Source organism: Mycolicibacterium rhodesiae, from assembly GCF_002086695.1.
Classification (GTDB): Bacteria; Actinomycetota; Actinomycetes; order Mycobacteriales; family Mycobacteriaceae; genus Mycobacterium; species Mycobacterium rhodesiae.
On the sequence record NZ_MVIH01000001.1, the window covers coordinates 328,179 to 352,781 of the forward strand.

At 66.2% G+C, this 24,603-nt stretch carries 22 protein-coding genes and 1 pseudogene; 18 read left to right on the top strand and 5 right to left on the bottom strand.

The features are described from left to right. Positions 1 to 29: 29 nt before the first annotated feature. From BST42_RS01605 to BST42_RS01615, 3 genes are all read left to right on the top strand, one after another. Positions 30 to 1,250 (top strand): MFS transporter, encoded by a 1,221-nt coding sequence (locus BST42_RS01605; protein ID WP_110918425.1) that lies wholly within the window; start codon positions 30 to 32, stop codon positions 1,248 to 1,250. A 124-nt stretch (positions 1,251 to 1,374) separates the two neighbouring features. After that, positions 1,375 to 1,983 carry a hypothetical protein gene (locus BST42_RS01610; protein ID WP_083116800.1) on the top strand — a complete coding sequence of 203 codons (609 nt, stop codon included), beginning with the start codon at positions 1,375 to 1,377 and terminating at the stop codon, positions 1,981 to 1,983. A gap of 77 nt (positions 1,984 to 2,060) precedes the next feature. After that, entirely contained in the window at positions 2,061 to 2,834 is a 774-nt protein-coding gene (locus tag BST42_RS01615) for an HAD-IIA family hydrolase (RefSeq protein WP_083117233.1), read from the top strand. A 96-nt stretch (positions 2,835 to 2,930) separates the two neighbouring features. Here the strand turns inward: BST42_RS01615 and BST42_RS29285 are convergent, their stop codons facing one another. After that, positions 2,931 to 3,389, bottom strand: coding sequence for a hypothetical protein (locus BST42_RS29285; protein ID WP_133057399.1), 459 nt, complete (start codon positions 3,387 to 3,389; stop codon positions 2,931 to 2,933). Between the two features lie 176 nt (positions 3,390 to 3,565). On the opposite strand from BST42_RS29285, the gene BST42_RS01625 reads away from it, so the two are divergent. From BST42_RS01625 to BST42_RS01640, 4 genes are all read left to right on the top strand, one after another. Further along, a complete protein-coding gene (locus BST42_RS01625) occupies positions 3,566 to 3,931 on the top strand; it encodes a YraN family protein (RefSeq protein ID WP_083116802.1) in 366 nt (121 codons plus the stop codon). Beyond that, positions 3,931 to 5,442, top strand: coding sequence for a YifB family Mg chelatase-like AAA ATPase (locus BST42_RS01630; protein WP_083116803.1), 1,512 nt, complete (start codon positions 3,931 to 3,933; stop codon positions 5,440 to 5,442). The genes BST42_RS01625 and BST42_RS01630 overlap by 1 nt, the downstream gene beginning before the upstream one ends. Continuing rightward, a complete protein-coding gene (dprA, locus tag BST42_RS01635) occupies positions 5,409 to 6,581 on the top strand; it encodes a DNA-processing protein DprA (protein ID WP_435406005.1) in 1,173 nt (390 codons plus the stop codon). The genes BST42_RS01630 and dprA overlap by 34 nt, the downstream gene beginning before the upstream one ends. Positions 6,582 to 6,650: 69 nt before the next feature. Beyond that, a complete protein-coding gene (locus tag BST42_RS01640; protein WP_083116805.1) occupies positions 6,651 to 7,499 on the top strand; it encodes a siderophore-interacting protein in 849 nt (282 codons plus the stop codon). Here the strand turns inward: BST42_RS01640 and BST42_RS01645 are convergent. Further along, the gene (locus BST42_RS01645) at positions 7,496 to 10,471 is read right to left on the bottom strand and encodes an MMPL/RND family transporter (protein ID WP_083116806.1); all 2,976 of its coding nucleotides are present in this window, start codon (positions 10,469 to 10,471) and stop codon (positions 7,496 to 7,498) included. The two genes, BST42_RS01640 and BST42_RS01645, sit on opposite strands and share 4 nt — an antisense overlap. Next, the gene (locus BST42_RS01650) at positions 10,468 to 10,899 is read right to left on the bottom strand and encodes an MmpS family transport accessory protein (protein ID WP_083116807.1); all 432 of its coding nucleotides are present in this window, start codon (positions 10,897 to 10,899) and stop codon (positions 10,468 to 10,470) included. Before BST42_RS01650 ends, BST42_RS01645 begins: the two co-directional genes overlap by 4 nt. A 174-nt stretch (positions 10,900 to 11,073) precedes the next feature. On the opposite strand from BST42_RS01650, the gene BST42_RS01655 reads away from it, so the two are divergent. The 3 genes from BST42_RS01655 to BST42_RS01665 all read left to right on the top strand — a co-directional run bounded on the left by BST42_RS01655 (position 11,074) and on the right by BST42_RS01665 (position 12,890). After that, positions 11,074 to 11,310, top strand: coding sequence for a metal-sensitive transcriptional regulator (locus tag BST42_RS01655; RefSeq protein WP_237159217.1), 237 nt, complete (start codon positions 11,074 to 11,076; stop codon positions 11,308 to 11,310). Positions 11,311 to 11,336: 26 nt separating this feature from the next. Next, positions 11,337 to 11,498: a DUF8730 family Cys-rich protein gene (locus tag BST42_RS30505; RefSeq protein ID WP_494337760.1), complete on the top strand. Its 162-nt coding sequence runs from the start codon at positions 11,337 to 11,339 to the stop codon at positions 11,496 to 11,498. A gap of 474 nt (positions 11,499 to 11,972) precedes the next feature. Next, entirely contained in the window at positions 11,973 to 12,890 is a 918-nt protein-coding gene (locus tag BST42_RS01665; protein WP_083116810.1) for a tyrosine recombinase XerC, read from the top strand. Positions 12,891 to 12,894: 4 nt separating this feature from the next. Here BST42_RS01665 and BST42_RS01670 read toward each other — a convergent pair whose 3' ends face one another. Then, positions 12,895 to 14,325 (bottom strand): protein adenylyltransferase SelO, encoded by a 1,431-nt coding sequence (locus BST42_RS01670; RefSeq protein WP_083116811.1) that lies wholly within the window; start codon positions 14,323 to 14,325, stop codon positions 12,895 to 12,897. A 101-nt stretch (positions 14,326 to 14,426) separates the two neighbouring features. After that, complete coding sequence (locus tag BST42_RS01675; protein WP_083116812.1) at positions 14,427 to 14,918, bottom strand: M23 family metallopeptidase; 492 nt, start codon at positions 14,916 to 14,918, stop codon at positions 14,427 to 14,429. Positions 14,919 to 15,218: 300 nt separating this feature from the next. Between BST42_RS01675 and rpsB the strand changes: the two genes are divergently transcribed. The 8 genes and pseudogenes from rpsB (at position 15,219) to BST42_RS01715 (ending at position 24,602) form a co-directional block, all read left to right on the top strand. Beyond that, entirely contained in the window at positions 15,219 to 16,058 is an 840-nt protein-coding gene (gene rpsB, locus BST42_RS01680; RefSeq protein WP_083116813.1) for a 30S ribosomal protein S2, read from the top strand. Positions 16,059 to 16,076: 18 nt separating this feature from the next. Continuing rightward, entirely contained in the window at positions 16,077 to 16,892 is an 816-nt protein-coding gene (gene tsf / locus BST42_RS01685; protein ID WP_083116814.1) for a translation elongation factor Ts, read from the top strand. A gap of 134 nt (positions 16,893 to 17,026) precedes the next feature. Beyond that, positions 17,027 to 18,454, top strand: a pseudogene (locus BST42_RS01690) (amidase). 99 nt (positions 18,455 to 18,553) lie between these two features. Next, positions 18,554 to 19,723 (top strand): FtsX-like permease family protein, encoded by a 1,170-nt coding sequence (locus BST42_RS01695; RefSeq protein WP_083117234.1) that lies wholly within the window; start codon positions 18,554 to 18,556, stop codon positions 19,721 to 19,723. Then, positions 19,723 to 20,289 carry an ABC transporter permease gene (locus BST42_RS01700; protein ID WP_083116815.1) on the top strand — a complete coding sequence of 189 codons (567 nt, stop codon included), beginning with the start codon at positions 19,723 to 19,725 and terminating at the stop codon, positions 20,287 to 20,289. The genes BST42_RS01695 and BST42_RS01700 overlap by 1 nt, the downstream gene beginning before the upstream one ends. 2 nt (positions 20,290 to 20,291) lie before the next feature. Continuing rightward, positions 20,292 to 21,014, top strand: coding sequence for an ABC transporter ATP-binding protein (locus BST42_RS01705; RefSeq protein ID WP_083116816.1), 723 nt, complete (start codon positions 20,292 to 20,294; stop codon positions 21,012 to 21,014). A 24-nt stretch (positions 21,015 to 21,038) separates the two neighbouring features. Continuing rightward, complete coding sequence (locus BST42_RS01710) at positions 21,039 to 22,559, top strand: APC family permease (protein ID WP_083116817.1); 1,521 nt, start codon at positions 21,039 to 21,041, stop codon at positions 22,557 to 22,559. A gap of 6 nt (positions 22,560 to 22,565) precedes the next feature. Next, on the top strand, positions 22,566 to 24,602 hold the full coding sequence (locus BST42_RS01715) for a primary-amine oxidase (protein WP_083116818.1): 2,037 nt from the start codon (positions 22,566 to 22,568) through the stop codon (positions 24,600 to 24,602). Position 24,603 lies beyond the last annotated feature (1 nt).

Genomic DNA, 24,603 nt, shown 5'->3' on the forward strand with positions numbered 1-24,603 from the left:
CGCCACCGCACAGAAAGTCGATAGCACCCGTGACCCTCACGCTCCGACCCGCCGCACCGGCGGCGTCTCCCGCGCTCTGCCCGACCAAGACGGGGCTGGGCATTCTTGCCCTGGCTCTCGGCGCGTTCGGCATCGGTACCAACGAATTCGTCGCGATGGGCCTGCTGCCCGAGATCGCAGGCGGCCTGCGGATCTCTGAACCCACCGCGGGCCATGTCATCTCCGCCTACGCGCTCGGCGTCGTGGTCGGTGCGCCGGTCATCGCCGCACTGACGGCGAAATTCAATCGCAAAGTCGTCTTGATGACCCTGATGGCGTTGTTCGCCGCAGGCAACGTGATGACCGTGCTGGCACCCGGCTACGGAATCCTGATCGCCGCCCGGTTCGTCGCGGGCCTTCCACATGGCGCGTTCTTCGGTGTGGCGGCACTGGTGGCTGCGCAACTACTCGGGCCCGAGCGGCGGGCCAAAGCGGTCGCGCAAGTGATGACCGGCCTGACCGTGGCGACCGTGATCGGGGTGCCGCTGGCGTCCTGGCTCGGCCAGTTGCTGGGCTGGCGAAGCGCGTTCGCGCTTGTCGTCGGGATCGGACTGGTGACGTTGGCCGCGATCTGGATGTGGCTCCCCGACTTGGCCGCGACCAGCAGCACCAGCACCCGTGCCGAACTGGGTGCGCTGCGGCGCCCCCAGGTCTGGCTGGCGCTGGCGATCGGCATGGTCGGCTTCGGTGGCATGTTCGCGGTCTACACCTACATCGCGACCACACTGACCGACGTCACCGGTGTCTCCCGCTCCTGGGTTCCCTTGGGGCTGATGGTTTTCGGTGCCGGCATGGTGGTCGGCAACCTGGCCGGGGGCCGGATGGCCGACCGGTCGGTGATTCGCGGTCTGTACGTGTCGATGACGGCGCTTGCGTTGGTGCTCGCGGCTTTCGTCGCGGGCGCGCACAACCCGTTCACCGCGATGGTGCTGCTGTTCGGCATCGGCGCCGGCGGAGCGGCGATCGCGCCCGCGCTGCAAACCCGGCTGATGGATGTCGCCGCCGAGGCGCAGACGCTGGCCGCCGCGCTCAACCATTCGGCCCTCAACATCGCCAACGCGTCGGGCGCCTGGATCGGCGGGCTGGTGATCGCGGCAGGGTACGGCTACACCGCGCCGGCCGCCGCGGGTGCGGTGCTGGCGGTCGTCGGTCTGGTGGTGTTGAGCGTCTCAGTGGCACTGCAGCGTCGGTCTGCGGCGGTGTCCTCATGATCCGCGCGATGGTGGCTTTTCTCCTGAGAGGGCGGGATCCGATGTGCGTGGATCTGTATCTGCCTGCACGTCAACGTGTGACGATTGTCGTGGGGCAGCGGGCCGCCCGGCGGGAGGCGACCTGATGGCCGAGCATGTGATTTTTCGCTACGCCCCCGACCACCAGCCTGTACTGGCCTTCCGCGGCGTGCCGAGCGGCTGTGCCGGCGGCGCCAACACGATGGCCGAGGCCCGTGCCTCCTACCGGACGTGCCTGTCGGCCCGGCTGCACGTGGACCGTCGCGCCCTGCCGCCGGTCGTCGAGCACATCGAGGGTTTGGTGGGTGGCATGTGGGTGCGCACCAAAGTCGGTGCAGTACATAGGGATACATCAAGTGATCGGATGCTCCTGCAGATCCTGCTGACGGAACAGACCGGACTACGCGACGAAGTGGCGCGGCTGGCCGAGCTCGGCGCCGAACCCGTCGTCGTGCTGGCTGAACCCGACTATGCGCTCGCAACACTGCTGGACCAGATGTCGGTGCGCGACTCAATTCTGGTCGCACATTCCGACGGCAACGGCTCGGTGGACTGGAGTGTCCTGTTCGGGCCGGAATCATCTGTTCGACAGAGCGTTCCGAGTGTCGCGGCGGACGAGACCCTGCGCACAACACCGGTGGCGACGTTCACCCGGGCCCACTCGGGCGCCGGATGCGTCGTACAGCACCAGCGGACCGCTCACATCGCGTCATGACCGCGTTGCTCGATCACGGGATTTGTCACCCGTCGGCGGGCAACACTGATGGAGACAACGTCTCCGAAGGGAGGACCGTGCGCGCGACACCGCAATGCTGGCTGACCGACATGGACGGCGTCCTGGTCCGCGAAGACCACGCGCTGCCGGGGGCCGCCGAGTTCCTGCAGTGCCTGATCGAAAAGCAGCGACGTTTCCTGGTGCTGACCAACAACTCGATCTACACCCCGCGTGACCTTGCGGCGCGGCTGGCCCGCTCGGGCCTCGACGTGCCGGAGGCCGCCATCTGGACCTCGGCGCTGGCCACCGCCGCGTTCTTGAATGACCAGCTGCCGGGCGGATCGGCCTATGTGATCGGCGAGGCGGGTCTGACCACCGCACTGCACGAGGCGGGGTACACACTGACCGACACCGGTCCGGATTTCGTGGTGCTCGGTGAGACGCGCACCTACTCCTTCGAGGCCATCACCAAGGCCGTCCGGTTGATCGGCCAGGGTGCACGGTTCATCGCCACCAACCCCGACGTGACCGGGCCGTCGGCGGAGGGGCCGCTGCCGGCAACGGGTTCGGTGGCCGCGATGATCACCAAGGCGACCGGGCGCGAACCGTATTTCGTGGGCAAACCCAACCCGATGATGTTCCGCAGCGCGCTGAACCGGATCGAGGCGCATTCGGAGAGCACGGTGATGGTCGGCGACCGGATGGACACCGACGTGGTGGCCGGTATCGAGGCCGGGCTGGAAACGATTCTGGTGCTGACCGGTTCGACGACGGTCGAGGACATCGAGCGGTACCCGTTCCGGCCGGCGCGGGTGTTGCCGTCGATCGCCGAGGCGATCGAGCTGATCTGAGGCGACCAGTGACGTGCTGAGTCCGGTTGGGCTCGGCATCCCCGGCGATCTCGGCTATACGGTCGCGCACCACTAGTTTCCGTCGCAGCGGTCTTATCAGCAGTCGTTACCCGCTTGCAAGAGAACGTGTTTCAGGCGCGGCGCAGGCAGTGCATGGATGTCGTAGCCGGGATTGTCGTCAGCCCAGGCGATTTCGCTGCAGTCCCGAAACCCGGCCGCGGTGTCGGCTGCGCTGTCCGAGTGCCGTTCAACCCATCCATCGAGCGAACTCTTGCAACCCACGAGGTTGACGTCACCGAACTTCACGGCCGAGGCCGGCGGTCCGGTAGAGCCGTCCGGGCCGGGCGGGTGGACCGAGCGGTGCCACTCTAACAGGTCGCGCACGGGCGCGAGGTGACATGACTGGCCAAAGGCCGGCCCGACAGGGGGCGGCTGCGCGACTGAGCTCGAGGCCGCCATCGGGCTTGGTGACGGCGCTGCGGCTTCGGGGTGACTGCACGATACGAGCACCAGCGGTGCGACTCCGGCAACCAGGGTCGACACGATGCGCACCATGCGCGCAGTCTACGGACAGCGGTCAGTCACCGCGAACGGCATACCCGGTGCTGGCGCTCGATCAGCGCGGGGCCAGCCTGTGGATGAGCGCGGATCTGGGGATAAGTCAGCCCTTTTCGCGGCGATTCGGTTCTCGGCTGTCTGCCCGTGTCGGTCGAATCGCCGACGCTGCACCCATGACGACGATGAGCCGCAACCAGCTCGGTGCGCTGGGGGAGCAGCTGGCGGTCGAGCATCTGGAGTCGCTGGGTTGGCGGATCATCGTTCGCAATTGGCGCTGCCGCTATGGCGAACTCGACGTGATCGCGGCGGCGTCCGACGGCACGGTTGTGTTCGTGGAGGTGAAGACCCGCACCGGTGACGGATTCGGCGGGGTCGAGTACGCGGTCACCCCGGCCAAGGTGCGGCGGATCCGAAGGCTGGCCGGGATTTGGCTGGCCGCGCAGGAGCGCGGTTGGGCAGCGGTCCGCATCGACGTGATCGGTGTGCGCATCGGCAGGCAGCGCACACCGGAGATCACCCATTTGCGTGGAGTCGGCTGATGGCCTTGGGGCGCGCCTACTCCGTCGCGGTACGGGGCCTCGACGGCGAGATCGTCGAGATCGAGGCCGACATCACCGCCGGGCTCCCCGGGGTGTATCTGGTGGGATTGCCCGACGCCGCGCTGCGCGAGTCCCGGGACCGGGTACGAGCGGCAATCACCAACTGCGGCAACGAGTGGCCGACGTCGCGACTGACGTTGGCGCTGTCGCCGGCAACCTTGGCCAAGGCCGGCTCGCTGTACGACATCGCGATCGCCGCCGCGGTGCTCTCGGCAAGCCACAAGAAGCCGTGGGATCGGCTGGAGAAGACCGTGCTGCTGGGAGAGCTGGCACTCGACGGCCGGATCCGGTCGGTGCGCGGTGTGCTCCCGGCTGTCCTTGCGGCCAAGCGACAAGGCTGGCCCACCGTGGTGGTGCCGGTCGCCAACCTCGCCGAAGCCAGCCTGGTCGACGGCATCGAAGTCCTTGGCGCTCAGACGTTGCGGCAGCTGCAAGGCTGGTTGACGGGAAAGGCCGCCCTCGTCGGTCGCGTCGACACACCGGCGCCGCACGCTGATTCGGTTGCCGACCTGGCCGACGTGGTTGGCCAGACGCACGCGCGGTTCGCCGTCGAGGTGGCCGCCGCCGGTGCGCACCACCTGATGCTCACCGGTCCACCCGGCGTTGGGAAAACCATGCTGGCCCAACGACTCCCGGGTCTACTTCCGGAACTCACCGAGCGCGAGGCCTTGGAGGTGACGGCGATCCACTCGGTGGTCGGAATGCTGTCCGAAACCACCCCACTGATCACTCGGCCGCCGTTCATCGCGCCGCATCACTCGTCGAGTGTGGCCGCCCTGGTCGGCGGCGGCTCAGGCATGGCGCGGCCCGGTGCGGTCAGTCGCGCTCATCGCGGCGTGCTCTTCCTCGACGAATGTGCCGAAATTCGGGTCAGCGTCCTCGAGTCCCTGCGAACACCTTTGGAAGACGGCGAGATTCGGCTTGCCCGCCGCGATGGGGTGGCGTGCTATCCCGCTCGGTTTCAGCTCGTGATGGCGGCCAATCCCTGCGCCTGTGCGCAAACCGACCCGAAGGACTGCCTCTGCACGTCGGTGGAGAAGCGCCGTTATCTCGGCAAGCTGTCCGGGCCGTTGATGGATCGGGTGGACCTGCGGGTCGAGATGCATATGGTGCGCGCCGGTGCCTTCGCGCCCGATGCCGCGGAACCCACTGCTGCCGTGCGTGATCGGGTGGCACAGGCACGCGCTGCGGCCGCTGAGCGGTGGCGCCGATACGGCTTCACCACCAACGCCGAGGTCACCGGGTCGGTGCTGCGCAGAAAGTTCCGGCTGGACGCCACCGCGATGGCGCCGCTGAAGACCGCACTGGAGCGCGGTGTGCTGAGTATCCGGGGCGTGGACCGCTCACTGCGGGTCGCGTGGACCTTGGCGGATCTGGCCGGACGCACCACACCGAGCATCGACGATGTGGCGGTGGCATTGAGCTTCCGTCAGGGAGGAGCAAAGCCGTGACAGACGAGGCAAGGACTCTGGCATGGGCGTATCTGTCCAGGGTCGCCGAACCGCCCTGCGACGAAATCGCCGCGCTGGTCGGCGACGTCGGCCCGCTGGACGCCGCCCACCGGGTCGCCGCGGGCGAGGTCAGTGACGCGCTACGGGAACGCACCGCCGCCCGGCGCGACATCGATGCAGCTCAAGCGGATCTGGATCTGCTCGAGCGCCGCGGAGGTCGCCTGATCACGCCCGACGACGACGAGTGGCCAACCCTGGCGTTCGCGTCCTTCGGGGGATCCGCGGTGCGGGAAAGGCCGCACGGCAGAGCGCCGATGGCGCTGTGGGCGATCGGTCCGGCCCGGCTCGACGAGGCCGCGGAGCGGGCTGCGGCCATCGTGGGAACGCGAGCGGCATCGGGGTACGGCGAACACGTCGCCGCCGATCTGGCTGCAGGACTGGCCGAGCAGGACGTCACCGTGGTCTCCGGCGGCGCGTACGGCATCGACGGCGTGGCGCACCGAGCCGTGCTGGCGGCCGAGGGGTTGACAGTGGCGGTGCTGGCCGGCGGCATCGACGTGCTGTATCCGGCCGGCCATTCATCGCTTCTGCACAGGATCGGTAATTCCGGCCTCCTGCTGACGGAGTATCCGCCGGGCGTGCGGCCCGCGCGGCACCGCTTCCTGACCCGTAACCGGTTGGTGGCGGCGCTGGGTACGGCCACCGTGGTGGTGGAGGCCGGTGTCCGCAGCGGGGCCGCGAACACCGCAGCGTGGGCACGGGCGCTCGGCCGGGTGGTGTGTGCGGTGCCCGGGCCGGTGACCTCGGCGTCGTCGATGGGCTGCCACACCCTGCTGCGCACCGGTGCCGAGTTGGTGACGCGAGCCGAGGAGGTCATCGAATTGGTCGGGCGGGCCGGTGAATTCGCCGACGAGGAGCCGCGACCGATTGGCCCGCTGGACGCCTTGAGTGACGCCGAGAAGCAGGTGTACGAGGCACTACCGGCCCGCGGTGTCTGCAGCGTCGATGAGATCGCGGTGGCATCCGGCCTGGCGCCGACCGCAGTGCTCGGTCCGCTGGCGATGCTGGAGATCGCCGGACTCGCCCGCCGTGATGACGGCTGCTGGCGGCTGGTGCGCAGGCCGGCCTCACCAAGGTAGACGGCCGGAACACATGCTCGAAACGTATAGTCGAGACGGTTGGCTATCGATTTTCGTCGGGAGGCGATTGTGGCGGGTCGACCACTACACACATTTCAGGTCGTCAGTACCGAGCAGCTGGCGCCGCACATGGTGCGCGTCGTCCTCGGCGGCACCGGGTTCGATACGTTCACACCCGGTGAGTTCACCGACTCCTACGTCAAATTCGTCTTCGTCCGCGACGACGTCGACATCGCGTCACTGCCGCACCCGCTGACGCTGGACAGCTTCGCCGGCCTTCCGGCCGAACAGCAGCCCACGGTGCGCACCTACACGGTGCGCCGCGTCGACCCGCATGCCCGCCAGATCACGGTCGATTTCGTGGTCCACGGTGAGCACGGCGTGGCCGGACCGTGGGCGGCGGCCGCCACGCCCGGCGACACCGTCTATCTGATGGGGCCTGGCGGGGCCTATGCGCCGGACCCGGCCGCCGACTGGCATCTGTTCGCCGGCGACGAGGCTGGACTTCCCGCCATCAGTGCGGCCCTGGAAGCGTTGCCGCCCAGCGCTGTCGGCAAAGCGTTCATCGAAGTCGCCGGACCCGAGGATGAGGTCGAGCTCAACGCGCCGGAATCCGTGGCCATCAATTGGATCTACCGCGGCGGGCGCGCCGACCTCGTCGGCGACGACCGGGCCGGCGACAACGCACCGCTGGTCGAGGCCGTCACCACCACCTTGTGGTTACCGGGCCAGGTCCAGGTCTTCATCCACGGTGAAGCCCAAGCGGTCATGCACAACCTGCGCCCCTTCATCCGCAAGGAGCGCGGCGTCGACGCCAAGTGGGCCTCCATCTCCGGCTATTGGCGGCGCGGCCGCACCGAAGAGACGTTCAAACAGTGGAAGCGTGAACTCGCTGAGGCCGAAGCGGGGGACGGTTAAGCCGGGGCGAGCACCTCGGTGTCGTCTCCGGGTCCGGGCTTGACATCCCGCTTGGGCGAGACTGCAGGCATCCGCTCGCTGTAGGCCGGACGTTGACGCACCCTCAGCGGCCACCAGAACCAGGGACCCAGAATGGCGGCGATCGACGGGGTCATCAAGGACCGGACGATCAACGTGTCGAGCAACAGGCCGATCCCGATCGTCATCCCGCCTTGGCCCACATTGAGCAGGTCCCCGGAGATCATCGAGCCCATCGTGAAGGCGAACACCAGTCCAGCCGCCGTGACCACGGTGCCGGTGCTGCCCATCGACCGGATGATCCCGGTGTTGATACCCGCGCCGATCTCCTCCTTGAACCGCGACACCAGCAGCAGGTTGTAGTCGCTGCCGACGGCCATCAGAATGATCACCGCGAATGCCAGCACGATCCAGTTCAATTCGATGCCCACGATTCGTTCGAAGATGAACACCGACAGGCCGAACGCGGCACCGAGCGAGATGACGACCGTCCCGACGATCACCATCGACGCCACCAGCGCACGCGTGATGATCAGCATCACGATGAAGATCAGTGTCAGAGCGGCGAACGCGGCGATCATGGTGTCGTACTTGGCTCCTGCCTGCACATCGCGGTAGGTCGCCGCGGTGCCGGTCAGGTAGACGTCCGCGTTGGCCAGTGCGGTGCCCTTGATCGCCTCGTGCGCTGCCGTCAGCTGATCGTCGACCACCGAGATGCCCGCTTCCGACGCCGGATTGACGTCGTGGGTGACGATCAGCCGGGCTGCCTTGCCGTCCGGTGAGAGGAACAGCTTGAGCCCTTTCTGGAAGTCCGGATTGGCGAACACCTCCGGCGGCAGATAGAAGTAGTCGTCACTCTTGGATGCGTCGAATGCCTCACCCATCGCGGTCGCCGTGTCGGTCATCTGCTGCATCTGCTGGATCAGCCCGTCGAAGCTGCTATGGATGGTCTGCAGGGTGTTCTGCATGGTGGTGGCGGTCGCGATGATCGGACCGAACTGCTGCACCATCTGCGGCACCAGCGCGTCGATGCTGGTCATGCCGTTGACCATCTTGTCCATGCCGTCGACCATCGCGGTCATGTCGGTCTGCAGCGCGGCCATGTTGTCACTGAAGGTGTTGACGCCGTCCATGGCGTCGAACGCCGAGCGCACCGCAAAGCAGGCCGGGATGTTGAAACAGTTCGGCTCCCAGTAGAAGTAGTTACGGAACGGCCGCACCTCGTCGTCGAAGTTGGCGATGTTATCCCGCATCTGGTCCAGCGTCGCCTTCATGGTGTTCATGTCGGCGACGCTGCGGTGCGCCGAGTCCACCATGCCGTTGCCCGAACCGACGGTGGTGTGCATCGCATCGGAGAACTTCACCATCAGCGCCTGCATTTGCGTCATCGAGCCGATCATCGCGCTCATGTCGTCACTCATCTTGCTGATGTCACCCACGCGTTGCTTCAAGAACTGCAGATTCTGGGTGATCGGTACCGAGGACATGCTGATCTGATACGGGATGGAGCTGTGGGCGATGGGGGAGCCCAACGGCCGGGTGATGCTTTGCACCATCGCGATGCCTTTGATTCTGAACAGCGCCTTGGCAATCCGGTCGAGCACGATCATGTCGGTGGGGTTGCGCATGTCGTGGTCCGACTCGATGGTCATGATGTCGGGGTTGAGCCGCGCTGTGCTGAAGTGTTTTTCGGCTGCTGTGTACCCGACGTTGGCCGGGACGTCTGAGGGAATGTAACGGCGGTCGTCGTAGCTCGTCTTGTAGCCGATCATGGCCAGCAGACCGAGCAGCACGACGCTGGTTGCCGCGGCGAGAATCGGTTTGGGCCAACGGACGGTCGCGGTACCGACCTTGCGCCACCCCCTGGTCTTCATCATCCGCTTGGGATCCAGCAGACCGAACCGACTGGCGACGACCAGGATGGCCGGCGCGACGGTCAGTGCTGCGGCGACGACGATGATCAGGGCCATGGCCGACGGGTAGGCCAGCGAATTGAAGTACGACAGCCGGGTCAGCCGCAACGTCAGCATCGCACCCGCGATGGTCAGCCCGGAGCCCAGGATGACGTGACCGACGCCGTGAAATGCGGTGTAGTAGGCCGATTCCGGATCCTCGCCGTTCTGTCGGGCTTCGTGGTATCGCCCGATCAGGAAGATCGCGTAGTCGGTACCTGCCGCGATCGACAGTGCTGTCATCAATGGGACCGAGAACGTCGAGAAGTCCATGATCCCGAGGTGGCCGATCACCGCGACCGCGCCGCGGGCGGCACCCATCTCGATGCCGACGATTGCCAAAATGAGCAGCACTGTGCTCACCGATCGGTAGACCAGGGCCAGCATGATCGTGATGACAATCATCGTGACCACGGTCATCTTGATCATGCCGCGGTCGCTGGCCTCCAGTGAATCCGTTGTCAACGGCGCAGGCCCGGTGACGTAGGCATGTAACCCTGCGGGAGGCGGGGTTTCGTCGATGATCGTGCGGACGGCATCCACCGAATGATTGCCCTCGGTGCTGCCCTGATCACCGGCCAGGTTCAGCTGGACGTAGGCCGCCTTGCCGTCACTGCTCTGCACGCCGGCGGCGGTGATCATGTCACCCCAGAAGTCCTGGACGTGCTCGACGTGCTTTGTGTCGGCCTTGAACTTCTCGATGAGGGTCTCGTAGTAGCGGTGCGCCGGGTCGCCGAGGGGTTGATCGCCGACGAGCACCACCATGGCGATGCTGTCGGAACTGGACTCCTGAAATTTCGCCCCCATCCGCTTGGCGGCGATCACCGCGGGCGCGTCCTGCGGCGACATCGACACAGCGTTGGCCATGCCGACCTTCTCCACCTGTGGGACAAGCAGATTCACGGCCGCGGTGAAGGCCACCCAGACCAGAATGATCGGAACCGCGAGCGCCCGGATCGTGCGGGGGATCCGGGTCCGGGTTTCCTTGGTGTGCGCGCTCATGCGGCTTTGTCCAGACAGAAGGCCTGCGCGTCGCGGCCGTTGGCGAAGTTCTCGGCGACGAGTTTGTCGTCGACCAGGATCCGGCAGCCCAATGCGTCGGTGTCACCCTGAGCGACCACATTGGCCAGCACGCCTGGGTCGGTCGTGCTCACCGTCACCGACCACGGCAAGTCGGTAAAGGCCGCCTCGATCGTCTTGCCGTTGACGTCGAGGTAGCTCACCCGGCCGGAAGCGCCTGGCGGGCCGACGATCTCATACGTCACCCGCTTGGTGTTTATCGGCTTGATTGCGTCGGCCGGCATCGCGGCGGCGATGTAGGGCTTGTCGGAATCGAAGAAGGTTCGAAGCCGGGCGACCACGGCGACTGCGGCTATAAGGGCGACGACGATGATCGCCGCCACCCAGAACCGTTTCAACAAGCCAAACATTGGCGGCGTCTCCCTTTCGTGTGCCCCGACTCAGACCGCATAACGCGGGCTCCGTCCCAGGTATCTATACCATAGGGGGTATGGTATAAAGAAACGGTGCGAAACGGAAAAGCCGACGGTGCTGACGTCGAGAAAGATCAGCAGCCGCAGTGCGATGCCGCCGTCGCCGCAACCCTGACGCGGCTGCGCCGCGTGCACGGTCAACTCGGCGGTGTGATCGGGATGATCGAAGACGGCCGCGGCTGCAAGGAGGTCGTCACCCAGCTCGCGGCGGTGTCAAAGGCGTTGGACCGCGCGGGCTTCACGATCATCGCCACCGGCCTGCGCGAATGCATCGACCCCTCCGCAGGCGGGGGAGCGCAGACGTTGACGATCGATGAGTTGGAGAGATTGTTCTTGAGCCTGGCGTGAGCCGGCTCTCTCGGAAAGGAACCACTATGTGCCGAGCCGTGAAGTGCCGAGTGTGCGGCAAGACGACCTGGGCGGGCTGCGGTATGCACGTCGACGCCGTACGCCGTGGTGTGCCCGCCGGGCAGTGGTGCTCGGGTCACGCCGCGAGTGAAGCACCGCGGTCGCGCTGGAACCCGTTCAAGAGGTAACAGCACCGGCGAGCCAGGGCCACACCGCGTTGGCGACCTACGCCGACAGAGCGGGCCTGTCAATTTCGGGATGGGCTGCGATGATCGCGACGGTGCGGATCCCGGGACGGGTACGACCGTCCCGGTCGGAGGCAGGGTCTGTAGCCAAGAGTTCATTCGTGTCCTCCTTCGAACAACGGTGAGTCTCGGCGTTTGTGGTGTCTTTGCTCATGGGACCACTGCGCGATCGCAGGAGGCAGGGGCGAAAGCCACCGGTGACCCCCATCCCGCCGGCGAGCCAGAGTGACTTTTGGCACTACCTCAGTGCCGGACCGGTTTCTGATCGGCCCGCGCCGGCAGGCACCGACGATGGGTGGTTCGGCAGCCGCGGGACGGGTGCATGGCGGCGCAGACACTTACAACGGAATAGTCACGTCGTGGGACACGCCGCGCGCTCGTGCACGCACATGTGCGCAGGGATGCAACCGTAGGGGAATGGACCCGAGTGACTACGCGGCGATCCTCGACGATTACGCCGAGCATCTCGCGCTGGAGCGCGCCCGCTCCGAACATACTCAACGGGCCTATCTCACCGATTTGAAATCGCTGTTCGCCTTTCTCGACGAACGCGCACCCGGCGCCGGGCTGGCCGGCCTGTCCCTGCCGATTCTGCGCTCTTGGCTGGCCGCCCAGTCCGCGAGCGGGGCGGCCCGCACCACGCTGGCGCGCCGCACCTCGGCGGTCAAGACCTTCACCGCCTGGGCGACACGCCGCGGACTGCTGGCAGAAGACCCGGCCGTGCGGCTGCAGCTGCCCAAGGCGCGCCGCACCCTGCCCGCGGTGTTGCGCCAGGACCAGGCGATGGCTGCCATGGCCGCGGCCGACCTCGGCGCCGAGCAGGGCGACCCGCTCGCGCTGCGCGACCGAGTGATCGTCGAGATGCTCTACGCCACCGGCATCCGCGTCAGCGAACTGTGCGGCCTGGACGTCGACGACGTCGACACCGGCCGGCGAGTTGTGCGCGTCCTGGGCAAGGGCAACAAACAGCGCACCGTACCGTTCGGGGCGCCGGCTCTGGCGGCGCTGACCGCCTGGGTGACCGACGGCCGACCCCAACTCGCGACCGCTGACTCTGGCCCAGCGCTGCTGCTGGGCACTCGCGGGAAGAGGCTAGACCCCCGTCAGGCGAGAACCGTCGTGCACCAAACGATGTCGGCGGTCGACGGCGCGCCCGACATCGGCCCGCACGGTCTGCGCCACAGCGCCGCAACCCATCTGCTCGAAGGTGGCGCCGACCTGCGCATCGTCCAGGAGATCCTGGGCCATTCTTCGCTGGCCACCACCCAGCTCTACACCCACGTGACCGTCGCGCGCCTGCGCGCCGTGCACGATCAGGCGCACCCACGCGCCTGAAGGTCTAAGTGCCGCAGAAGGTTTGGTAGCAGCTGCCGAATTCTTCGGGTGCGGGCTCGGCGTAGCGCTCGAACCCCGCACGCTCGTCGTACGGCGAACTGACCACCTGTAGCAGCCGGTCGAACAGCTCCATGTCGCCTGCGGACGCTGCCGCCAGCGCCTCCTCGACCAGGTGATTGCGCGGGATATAGGCGGGATTCACCCGCTGCATCGCTTCGAGGTCGGGATTCAGTTCGCGCCACCGGCCCGCCCACCCCTCGAATGCCGGCTCTACCGCTCCGCCGGCAAGCCTGCGGAAGAACGACGTGTAGTCGACGCGCTCACTCTCGAGCAGCGCCACGAGGTCCTCGCAGAGTCCCTGTGCCGCAGCGTCTTCGACGTCGTCGCTCAGTCCGAGCTTGCGGCGCATACCCGCCACGTATGCCACTGAATACAGCCGCGAAAACTGCTGAAGCGACTCGGTCGCCAGCTCGACAGCACGGTCCTGATCCTCATCGATCAGCCCGAGCAGCGCCTCGGCGAAGCGGGCGAGATTCCAGGTGGCGACGGAAGGTTGGTTGCCGTATGCGTAGCGGCCCCACGAGTCGATCGAACTGAACACCGTCTTGGGGTCGAAGGCATCCATGAAAGCGCATGGCCCGTAGTCGATCGTCTCACCGGAGATCGTCATGTTGTCGGTGTTCATCACGCCGTGGACGAACCCGACCAGCATCCACTGTGCGACGAGATGAGCCTGGGCGGCGATCACCGAGTCGAGCAGCGCCAGATACGGATTGTCGGCCTCGGCGGCGGCGGGGTAGTGCCTGCTGATCGCGTGGTCGGCAAGGCGGCGCAGCACCTCTGATTCGCCTGCCGCAGAGACATATTGGAAACTGCCGACGCGCAGATGGCTCGATGCGACACGAGCCAGGACCGCACCGTCGAGCTCGGTCTCGCGCTGAACGATGCGCCCGGTGGCCACGACCGACAGCGAGCGGGTGGTCGGAATGCCCAGCGCGTGCATCGCCTCGCTGATCAGGTATTCGCGCAGCATCGGACCGACAGCCGCCAAACCGTCGCCGCCGCGGGCGAACGGAGTGCGGCCCGAACCCTTCAGATGAAGATCGCGGGTCCGCCCACCCGCGTCGACCAGCTCACCGAGCAGCAGAGCGCGACCGTCACCGAGCCGTGGCACCCAGCCGCCGAACTGGTGGCCGGCATACCCCTGAGCGACGGGCTCGGCGTCCGCGGGCAGCCGGTTCCCGACAAGCAGACCGATGCCGTCGGCGTTGCGCAGCCACGCGGGGTCCAGCCCCAGCTCGGCGGCCAGCGGCTCGTTGAGCACGAGCAACCGCGGATCGGGTGCCGCTTCGGCCTGCCAGCGCAGCGCGATCTCGGGCAACTCGGCGGCGAATCGGTGGCCGAGGACGACGGTCGTGTCGGGCGCGATGCTCATTGCCGACCAGCCTACGGAGAATTACTTCTCGCGAGCAGACACAAACTCGCATTTTCGAGAGCCAGTTCGTACGAGTTTGTGTCTGCTCGCGGTTGGGATTCTCACCCCGCCAACGGTTTGAGCCGGACCGGCGTGCTCACCAGCAGGCCCAGCGGATCGATGTAGTCGGCTCGTGACGCCGGACCCCACATCGCGCCCCAATGTAGGCACGCCGGTGCCGGACAGCCCGCATGCCCGGGCAGGAGCCGGCCCAGTGCCGTCGACCCATCGACCAACTGGCCGACCCGCACCGTGGCCTCGACCGGTTCGTAGCTGGTGCGCAACCCGCCGGGATGCGCCAGCGACACCACCGGGCGCCCGGCCAGCCTCCCGGCGAAGACCACCGTCGCCGGGCCGGCGGCGTAAACCGGCTGGTCAGGCGTTCCGGCCAGGTCCACGCCGCGATGGCCGCGCTGCCAGTCCGGTGACGGAGCGTCGAAGGCCCTGGTCACCGGCGGCGCAGGCCGCAGCGGCCACAGCAGCCGGCCGGCGTCGGCACGGCCGGTACCCGCGCACACCAGCAACGCCACTACCACCACCGCGACGACCCGCATCACCGCAGTTCAGTGCGATATGCGGTGATGCGAAAGCCGCCGGGAGCCACACTGTGGACGGGCGCGGCGCTGTGGACAAAGCACCCCCTCGAGCGGTGTAAACTTTCCCCTGCAACTCGCGCGAGCGGGTTGACTTCGCGCGCCTGTTCCGCAAGTTCGCCACGTCGACACTTGCACCACAGCATGCCGGTTGGTCTCGTCCGAGGATTCACAACGACGGGTCGGCACGCCTCAGGCGCCAGGGCTTGGCTTCACCCGAAGCCGGGCGACAACCGACAACACATAAGGAATGGCCGAACCATGGCTGTTGTAACCATGAAGCAGCTGCTTGACAGCGGCACACACTTCGGGCACCAGACCCGACGCTGGAACCCCAAGATGAAGCGGTTCATCTTCACCGACCGCAACGGCATCTACATCATCGATCTGCAGCAGACGCTGACCTACATCGATCAGGCCTACGAGTTCGTCAAGGAGACCGTCGCTCACGGCGGCACGATCTTGTTCGTCGGCACCAAGAAGCAGGCCCAGGAGTCCATCGCCGAAGAGGCGACGCGCGTCGGCATGCCGTATGTGAACCAGCGCTGGCTGGGTGGCATGCTCACCAACTTCCAGACCGTGCACAAGCGCCTTCAGCGGATGAAGGAGCTCGAGGCCATGGAGCAGACCGGTGGCTTCGAGGGTCGGACCAAGAAGGAAATCTTGATGCTGACCCGCGAGAAGACCAAGCTCGAGCGGTCCCTCGGCGGTATCCGCGACATGGCCAAGGTGCCGTCCGCGGTGTGGGTCGTCGACACCAACAAGGAACACCTCGCCATCAGCGAGGCCATCAAGCTCGGCATCCCGGTCATCGCGATCCTGGACACCAACTGCGACCCCGATCAGGTCAACTACCCGATCCCGGGCAACGACGACGCGATCCGCTCCGCGGCGCTGCTGACCAAGGTGATCGCCTCCGCGGTGGCCGAAGGTCTGCAGGCACGCTCCGGCGTCGGTTCGGGCGACAAGGCCGACTCCGGTTCCGGGGCCGCGGCCGAGCCGCTCGCCGAGTGGGAGCAGGAGCTGCTCGCCAGTGCAACCGCGTCGGCCCCCAACGACGCTGGGCCGGTCGCGACCGAAACCACCACTGAAGGTTCTTAGTTCTTAGGAAAGGGCCACATGGCTAACTACACCGCTGCCGACGTCAAGCGGCTTCGGGAGCTCACGGGTGCGGGCATGCTCGATTGCAAGAACGCCCTGGCGGAGAGCGACGGCGACTTCGACAAGGCTGTCGAGGCGCTGCGCATCAAGGGTGCCAAGGACGTCGGCAAGCGCGCTGAGCGCGCCACCGCCGAAGGCCTGGTCGCCGCCAAGGGCGGGGCGATGATCGAGCTCAACTCCGAGACCGACTTCGTCGCCAAGAACGCCGAGTTCCAGAAATTGGCGAACGACGTGGTCGCGGCCGCGGCGGAGTCCAAGGCCGCCGATGTGGAGGCGCTCAAGGCCGCCAAGATCGGTGACAAGACAGTCGAGGAAGCTGTCGCGGAGCTGTCGGCCAAGATCGGCGAGAAGCTCGAGCTGCGCCGTGCGACGTTCTTCGACGGCAACGTCGAGGCCTATCTGCACAAGCGTGCTGCCGACCTGCCGCCCGCCGTGGGCGTGCTGGTCGAGTACACCGGTTCGGACAAAGAGGCGGCGCACTCGGTGGCACTGCAGATCGCCGCGCTGAAGGCCAAGTACCTGACCCGTGACGACGTCCCCGCCGACATCGTGGCCAACGAGCGCCACATCGCGGAGGAGACCGCCAAGGCCGAAGGCAAGCCCGAGCAGGCACTGCCCAAGATCATCGAAGGCAGGGTCACCGGCTTCTACAAGGACGTCGTGCTGCTCGACCAGCCGTCGGTGTCCGACAGCAAGAAGACTGTCAAGGCGCTGCTCGACGAGGCCGGCGTGACCGTGACCCGGTTCGTCCGGTTCGAAGTCGGCCAGGCCTAGCTCGACACCAAACTTGGACGGCACACCAACCGTCCACTGGAAACCCCGCGTCACATCCGGCGATCCCGGAGACGCGGGGTTTTGCCATATCGGGCATCGGCGTTATTGAACACGTGCCTGCTAGCGTCGGCGGAATGCAACATGTGAACGCCTACCGCGACGACGCGCTCGGCACGATGGACGCTGTGGCCCTGGTCGATGCCCTGCGCACCGGCAAAGTGTCCCGTCCCGAGCTCGTGGAGGCCGCTATCGCGCGGACCGAGGCGGTCAACCCCTCGCTCAACGGTTTGGCGCATCAGACGTTCGAGCGGGCACTCGCGCGCGCGTACGCCGGCGGGCGCGGATACTTCGACGGGGTGCCGACGTTCATCAAGGACAACGTCGACGTCGAGGGCATGCCGACGATGCAGGGCACCGATGCCTGGGAGCCGCGTCCACAACCCGCGCACGGCGAGTTCGCCAGCCTCTTTCTGGCCACCGGTCTGGTGCCGCTGGGCAAGACGCAGCTCTCGGAGTTCGGGTTCAGTGCCTCTGCCGAGCATCCGCGCCTGGGCGCGGTCCGCAATCCCTGGGACACCGACTTCACCGCCGGGGCGTCATCGTCGGGCTCCGGTGCGTTCGTCGCAGCCGGTGTGGTGCCCATCGCCCACGCCAATGACGGCGGCGGCTCCATCCGCATCCCCGCCGCCTGCAACGGCCTGGTGGGCCTGAAGCCGTCGCGCGGCAGGCTGCCGCAGGACAAGATGACCCGACAGATGCCGGTGCGCATCGTCAATGACGGGGTGCTGACCCGCAGTGTGCGCGACACCGCCGCGTTCTACCGGGAAGCCGAGCGGGTCTGGCGTGACCGAAAACTTCCGCCGATCGGTGCCGTCACCGGGCCCGGCACCGCCCGGCTGCGCATCGCGGTCGTCACCCAATCGGTCATTCGTCAGGCCGCACCCAGTATCCGTGACCACACCCTGAAGACCGCCGAATTGCTTGCCGGCCTTGGCCATAACGTCGAGTACCTCGACCAGCCGCCGGTGCCGCGCTACTTCCTGGACGACTTCCTGTTGTACTGGGCGTTTTTGGCGATGACGTTGGTGCGAACCGGGCAGCGGACATTCGGTCAGAGTTTCGACAAGACGAAGCTCGACAATCTCACCTTGGGGCTCGACCGGCACGCCAGTCGAAACCTGCACAAGTTGCCGATCGCCATCACGCGGTTGCGCAGGCTGCGGCGAGTCACCGCCCGGCTCTATCAGACCTACGACGTGATCCTGATGCCCACGCTCGCCTAGGAGACGCCCCGCATCGGTCATCTGGATCCCACCGCGGACTTCCAGCAGATCATGGACCGACTGATCGACTGGGTGGCTTTCACCCCTCTGCAGAACGCCACCGGCGAGCCCGCGATCTCCTTGCCGCTGGCCCAATCCGCGTCCGGGATGCCGGTGGGCATGATGCTGGCCGGACCGCTCGGCCACGAACGCCGACTCCTGGAGCTCGCCTACGAACTCGAGGCGGCCCAGCCATGGCCGCGCATGGACACCGCGAACCAACAGCCGCTGTCGCACTAGTTGCCGCAGACACCTTGATTTAACAGCCGGGGTGTTCGCGTAACTCGAGTGACATCAGCGGATTCGGTGGCCGAAACAGTCCGCGCCGAATATTTCGGTGTGGAAACCTCTGCCTCCACAACGATTTCGCGGCCATCGGTGATCGCCACAACATCTGGAAACAAGACGTTCGTGCGTCTGCTCCGGTTTGCTTGGGCGAACATCCGCCGGCGGCCCGAACGGTTTGTGCTGTCGGTTCTCGGTATCGCCCTGGCGATCACCTGCGTGACGGTGGTGCGCACAATTTCGTCGAGCTTCGCCATCACCGGCGCCGATTCGGTGACCGACGTGCTCGGCGGTGCTCAACTGTGGGCGGTGCCTGCCGCGGGCGTCCACTACGACAGCTCGGTCCAGGCGCTCGTCGCCGATGGTCCGGCACCGGCGATCGAAGCCCCCGGGGGGTGGCGTGCGATCAAGACGCTGTCGGGAGTCACCGACATCAGTGGGACGGCGGTATCGCTGCGCGGCAACGACGAAATCCCGGACGGGCAAGCAGCTTTGGGCTCCGGCATCGCGCACCGACTGGGTCTGCACGATGGTGACCGGATCAGCGTCGGCTCACAGAACCTCGCTGTGGTGGTGCGCGGCGCGGGAGAATCGGTCACGGTTCCGACGCCGTTGGCGCGCACGGTGGTGGGCGACAACGGGTGGTGGACCGTCTACGCGCCGACCGGTCAGGAGAAGAGCCGCAGCCTCGGCAGCACTTTCGGTGACGCGGTGGGCCTGCGGTCCACCTCCGATCCGTCCGTCAAACCCGATCCCGGCGGCCCAGGCCTGATCTACGACACGGTGGGCGGTACCGGCCCGCTGACGTTCGATCAGAAGTTCTCCGCGCTGTTCTCCGGCAAGGTCACCAGTTCGACACTCGGCATCATCTCGATCATCGGACTGGTGCTGGGCTTCATCATCGCCGTGTCGTCCTTCCTGGCGGCCGTGCAGGAACGCCGTCGTGAATTCGGCATCATGTCCAGCATCGGCCTGGCCGACGAGGTGCTCTATTTCTTCCTCGTCGAATCCGCCGTCGTGTTCGTGGCGGCCTATGTGGTGGGCGTTCTGACCGCCGGAGTCGCTGTCTGGCTGGTGATTCCTGGGATCGCCACCCCGGTCGCCTGGCTGCAGGCGGCGGGCATGGTGGCAGGTTTCCTGCCCGCGATGTCCATCCTCGGCGCGCTGATACCTGTACATCGCCTACTGCAGAACCGTCCGGTCGACCTACTCGGAGCGCGCTGATGATGAGGTTCGGACTTTCCTACGGCTGGCTGGCGGCGCGGCGCCGGGTCCGCGAGATGGTGCTACCGATCGTCACCACCGCGACGGGTGCCTTCCTCGTCGTCATCGTCTTCGGAATGTCGGCCGGCATTCAGGAACAGTCGGCGTCGCTGGGCCATGCTAACGAGATCGGCCGGGCCGTCATCCTGATCGCGATCACCGTGCTGTTGGTGGGTGTCGTCGAGGTGGCCGTGGCGACCACCCGCACGATCGCGCACCGCACCCGCGAACTCGGGGTGCTCGGTGCCACCGGGGTGCCGCGTCGTCCCGTCATCGCCGCACTGCTCGTCGAACCCGCGGTCGCGGCAACGCTCGGAGCGATAGTCGGTGTGGTACTTGCAATCATCGCCGCCGTCGTACTCGGCATGCTCGGTCTGGTGCCCACCGGGGTGTCGGCGGGCGGCCTCGGGTTCGGCGCGGCGATCGCGATCGCCGTCAGCATTACCGCCGCCCTGGCGACCAGCGTCATACCCACCTGGAACGCGGCGTCGCGTCCCCCTGTCCACTCCCTGTCGACCGGAGGTTAGACATGACCGCAGTCGAAGACGCCGCCCCCGACGTCGGATCGGCGCCCGAACCGTCGCCGGTGATCGAGATCAGCGACGTGTGGAAGTTGCACAAGCTCGGCGACGAAGTCGTCAAAGCGCTGATCTCCGCCGAACTGACCGTGATGCCAGGCGAATTCGTCTGCCTGATGGGCCCGAGCGGCAGCGGCAAGTCGACGCTGTTGAACATCATCGGCGGCCTGGACCGGCCGACCAAAGGGTCGGTCCTGATCGCAGGCCGGGACACCGCGAGGTTGACCGAAAGTCAATTCGCCGCACTGCGCCACGACACCATCGGGTTCATCTTCCAGAGCTACAACCTGATCCCGTTCCTGTCCGCGGTGGAGAACGTCGAGTTGCCGCTGATGTTCGAGCCGTATGACCGTAAGGCGTTGCGGCAGCGTGCACTCGATCTGCTCGACCTGGTCGGGCTGAGCCACCGGGTGCACCACCAGCCGACCAAGATGTCGGGCGGGGAGCAACAGCGCACCGCGATCGCGCGGTCGCTGATCAGCAACCCGACATTGGTGCTGGCCGACGAGCCGACGGCAAATCTGGACCACCGTACCGGGGAAACGGTGGTGCGCATGCTGCGTGACCTGTGCTCAACGCTGGGCGTGACGGTCGTCGCCAGCACCCACGATCCCACGGTGGCCGATGAAGCGAGCCGTGTCGTCCGGATGAGAGACGGACAAATCATCAATTGATCCAACTCCGATGGGGAGTTACGTATGACGCAACAAATAGACGCGCCGGCCTCGGCCGGGCGTGACAAGCTGCTGACCACAGAGCTCGTTCCCGAGCAGGTCCTGCCGAAGGTGATGACCACCTTCGGCCTGACCGCCACCTACGTCTTCATCATCTGCTGGATCACCGGCTCGTCGATCATGGCCGCCGGTGGATGGACCGCGATTCCGATGTGGATTCTCGGCATCCTCACCTTCCTGATCCCCGCGGGCATGGCGGTCGCCGAACTCGGCAACCTGTGGCCAGGGGAAGGTGGTGTCTACATCTGGGCGACCCGAACCATGGGCGAGACATGGGGATTCATCGGCGGCTACCTGTCGTGGATCCCGGTGGTCCTCAACTCCGCGTCGTCGCCGGCGATCATCCTGCAGTTCCTGTTGCTGGCCTTCCACGCCGAGCTGGGCCTGACGCTCACCATCATCATCCAGGTGGCGCTGCTGTGGGCCGTCATCGGCCTGGCCCTGGCCAAACTCGCGGCCAACCAACGCATCATGAACACCGTCTTCGTCATCTACTGGGCCCTGACGGCCGTCATCTTCATCGCCGGTGTCGTCTACGCGTTCCGCAACGGCTCGGCGCAGCCGTTCACCGCGCACGCCGCCTTGGTGCCCGATTTCGCCGGTGCGGGTTTCCTGTACGGCACGGTGCTGCTCTACCTGGTCGGTGTCGAGACTCCCTACAACATGGGCGCGGAGTTCCTTTCGGTCCGCAAGAGCGGCCCGAAGATGGTGGTCTACGGATCGATCGCGCTGATCTTGATCTATCTGCTGACCACCTTGGGCACCGTGATGGTGTTGCCTGCCGATCAGGTCGACCCGGTCACCGGCGTCATCGGCATGCTGGGCACCGCCGCACCCAAGGGCGTGATGGAAGTCGCGGCTGTGGTGTTGGCCTGCATCGTGTTCGTCGCGCTGATGAGCTACCAGGTGACCTACTCGCGGCTGATCTTCGTCTCCGGCCTCGAGCGTCACCTGCCGCGAATCTTCACCCACCTCAACCCGCGCACGCGTAACCCCGTCACCGCCGTGCTGATCCAGGGCGTGCTGTCCTCACTGCTGATCGTGGGGTTGTACTCGCAGAGCAGCATGGCCAACGTCACCGTGTTCCTGCAGGGCGGCCTGTCCATCGCGTGGCTGATCTCCGGGTTCTTCTTCCTGTTCCCGGTCATCCTGGCGCGCAAGAAGTACGCCGATCGCTATGCCGCCGAGAAGTTCTGGCGGATCCCCGGCGGCACGGTGGGCGTCTGGGTCACCGTGACCATCGGCACGCTGGGCACCCTGGGCGGCATCTACTACTCGTTCGCCAAGTCGTGGATCAAGGATGTCTCCGACAGCACCTGGATGATGTGGACCGGCAGCATCGCGGTCGGCATGTTCGCCCTGGGCGTCGTCGTCTACATCTTCGGCCGCCGCTCAGCACGCAAGATGACCAAAGAAGACGCACTGGCCCATCTGGCCGTGCTCGACCTCAAGAAGTCCGAATCACCGAGCCCTGAGGCGGTTTGACCGACAATGACCATGGACAGCACCGTGCTGAGCACGGGAACGACCGACGACCGTGCCGCTTACCCGCTCGACCCGCTCAGCGGCGCCGAGATCGAGATGGCGGCCACCATCGTCAAAGAGTCCGACTATGCGACTCCGACACTGAAATTCGTGATGATCCAGCTCGCCGAGCCGGACAAGAACGCGCAGTTGACATTTGAGTCGATGACCGATGTCCCGCGGCGCGCGTTCTGCACGATGTACGACGCGGCAGCCAAGCTGGTCTACGAATCGGTCGTCGACATCGGCGCCCGGGTGGTGGAGTCGTGGACCGCGATTCCCGGCCGATTCCCGTCGTACCTGGTCGAGCACATGACGGGCGTCGAGGAGGTGGTCCGAGCAGACCCGCGCTGGCAGGAGGCGATGCGTAAGCGCGGCGTCACCGATTTCGACCTGGCGATGATCGACCCCTGGCCGGCCGGCTATTACGGCGCGCAGGATCACTACGAGAACTCGCCGCTGATCTGTCGCCCGCTGACGTTCATGCGGGCGGCGCCATCGGAGCACGGCTACGCGCGTCCGGTGGAAGGGGTGATCGTGACCTTCGACCTCGACTCCATGACGGTGCTCGACGTCGAAGACCACGGCGTGGTGCCGTTGCCGCCCAAAGCAGGCAACTACTCGCCGGAATTCATGTTCAGTGAGGACAACCGCCCCGCCTTCACCGAATTCCGCGACGACGTCAAGACCATCGAGATCACCCAACCCGACGGGCCGAGCTTCACCGTCGACGGCTGGAAGGTCCAATGGCAGAAGTGGTCTCTGCGGGTGGGATTCAACCCCCGCGAGGGGCTGACCATTCACGAGGTGACCTACACCGACCGAGGTGAAACCCGCCCGATCCTGTATCGGGGTTCGCTCTCGGAGATGGTGGTGCCCTACGGCGACACGTCGCCCACCCACTGGAACAAGAACGTGTTCGACATGGGTGAAGTGGGCATGGGCTTCTCGGCCAATCCGCTGACCCTGGGTTGCGACTGTCTCGGTGAGATCTTCTACTTCGACGGCATGGTGCACGATTCCGACGGCAAGGCGGTCACCATTCCGAACGCGATCTGCATGCATGAGGAGGACTACGGAATCTCGTGGAAGCACACGGATTTCCGTACGGGTGAGGTGGAGGTCCGGCGCTCACGACGGCTGGTCGTCTCGATGATCTGCACCGTGGGCAACTACGAGTACGGATTCTTCTGGTACTTCTACAACGACGCGTCGATCGAGGTCGAGGTCAAGCTGTCGGGCGTGCTCACCACGGGTGCGGTCGAAGAAGGGGAGTCGCCGCGGTGGGGCAAGCTCGTCGCGCCCGGCATCTACGGACCCAACCATCAGCACTTCTTCAACTTCCGACTCGACATGACCGTCGACGGGGCGAAAAATAGTGTCTACGAGGTTGATTCGATCCCGGAGCCGGATCCGGAGCTCAATCCGCACAAGAATGCCTGGATCACCAGGGACACCCTCGTCGCCTCGGAAGCTGAAGGCGCCAGGGATTGGAACTGGGACACCGGCCGGTATTGGAAGGTCACCAACCCGTCGAAGAAGAATGAACTCGGCAGCCCGGTGGCCTACAAGCTGGTGCCGCGCGAGATCGTGCCGGTGATGGTTCAGGAAGGCTCCTACATCTACGACCGGGCGAAGTTCGTTCAGCACAACCTGTGGGTGACGAAGTACGACCCGGCCGAGAAGTTCGCCGCCGGCGACTACATGTATCAGTCGCCGGACGCCCAGGGGCTGCCGGAGTTCCTTGCGGACGACGCTCCGCTGGACGACACCGACGTGGTGCTTTGGTACACCCTCGGCGCTCACCACATCGTCCGCCCGGAGGACTGGCCGGTGATGCCGTGCGCCTATGCGGGATTCCATTTGAAGCCGATCGGCTTCTTCGATGGAAATCCCGCGCTGGACCTGCCGCCGTCACCGCCGAAGGCCTGCCACGCCCATCACCACGGCGATATCGCGGGCGGTTGGCAGACCACCGAGCACCACGAGATCCGCAACGACTGAG

Coding starts and splice junctions, on each gene's coding strand:
- BST42_RS01610 (WP_083116800.1), top strand. CDS start 1,375: ATGGCCGAGCATGTGATTTTTCGCTACGCCCCCGACCACCAGCCTGTA.
- rpsB (WP_083116813.1), top strand. CDS start 15,219: ATGGCTGTTGTAACCATGAAGCAGCTGCTTGACAGCGGCACACACTTC.
- tsf (WP_083116814.1), top strand. CDS start 16,077: ATGGCTAACTACACCGCTGCCGACGTCAAGCGGCTTCGGGAGCTCACG.
- BST42_RS01705 (WP_083116816.1), top strand. CDS start 20,292: ATGACCGCAGTCGAAGACGCCGCCCCCGACGTCGGATCGGCGCCCGAA.
- BST42_RS01710 (WP_083116817.1), top strand. CDS start 21,039: ATGACGCAACAAATAGACGCGCCGGCCTCGGCCGGGCGTGACAAGCTG.
- BST42_RS01675 (WP_083116812.1), bottom strand. CDS start 14,918: ATGCGGGTCGTCGCGGTGGTGGTAGTGGCGTTGCTGGTGTGCGCGGGT.
- BST42_RS01630 (WP_083116803.1), top strand. CDS start 3,931: ATGGCCTTGGGGCGCGCCTACTCCGTCGCGGTACGGGGCCTCGACGGC.
- BST42_RS01715 (WP_083116818.1), top strand. CDS start 22,566: ATGACCATGGACAGCACCGTGCTGAGCACGGGAACGACCGACGACCGT.
- BST42_RS01665 (WP_083116810.1), top strand. CDS start 11,973: ATGGACCCGAGTGACTACGCGGCGATCCTCGACGATTACGCCGAGCAT.
- BST42_RS01645 (WP_083116806.1), bottom strand. CDS start 10,471: ATGAGCGCGCACACCAAGGAAACCCGGACCCGGATCCCCCGCACGATC.
- BST42_RS29285 (WP_133057399.1), bottom strand. CDS start 3,389: ATGGTGCGCATCGTGTCGACCCTGGTTGCCGGAGTCGCACCGCTGGTG.
- BST42_RS01650 (WP_083116807.1), bottom strand. CDS start 10,899: ATGTTTGGCTTGTTGAAACGGTTCTGGGTGGCGGCGATCATCGTCGTC.
- BST42_RS01700 (WP_083116815.1), top strand. CDS start 19,723: ATGATGAGGTTCGGACTTTCCTACGGCTGGCTGGCGGCGCGGCGCCGG.
- BST42_RS01625 (WP_083116802.1), top strand. CDS start 3,566: ATGACGACGATGAGCCGCAACCAGCTCGGTGCGCTGGGGGAGCAGCTG.
- BST42_RS30505 (WP_494337760.1), top strand. CDS start 11,337: ATGTGCCGAGCCGTGAAGTGCCGAGTGTGCGGCAAGACGACCTGGGCG.
- BST42_RS01670 (WP_083116811.1), bottom strand. CDS start 14,325: ATGAGCATCGCGCCCGACACGACCGTCGTCCTCGGCCACCGATTCGCC.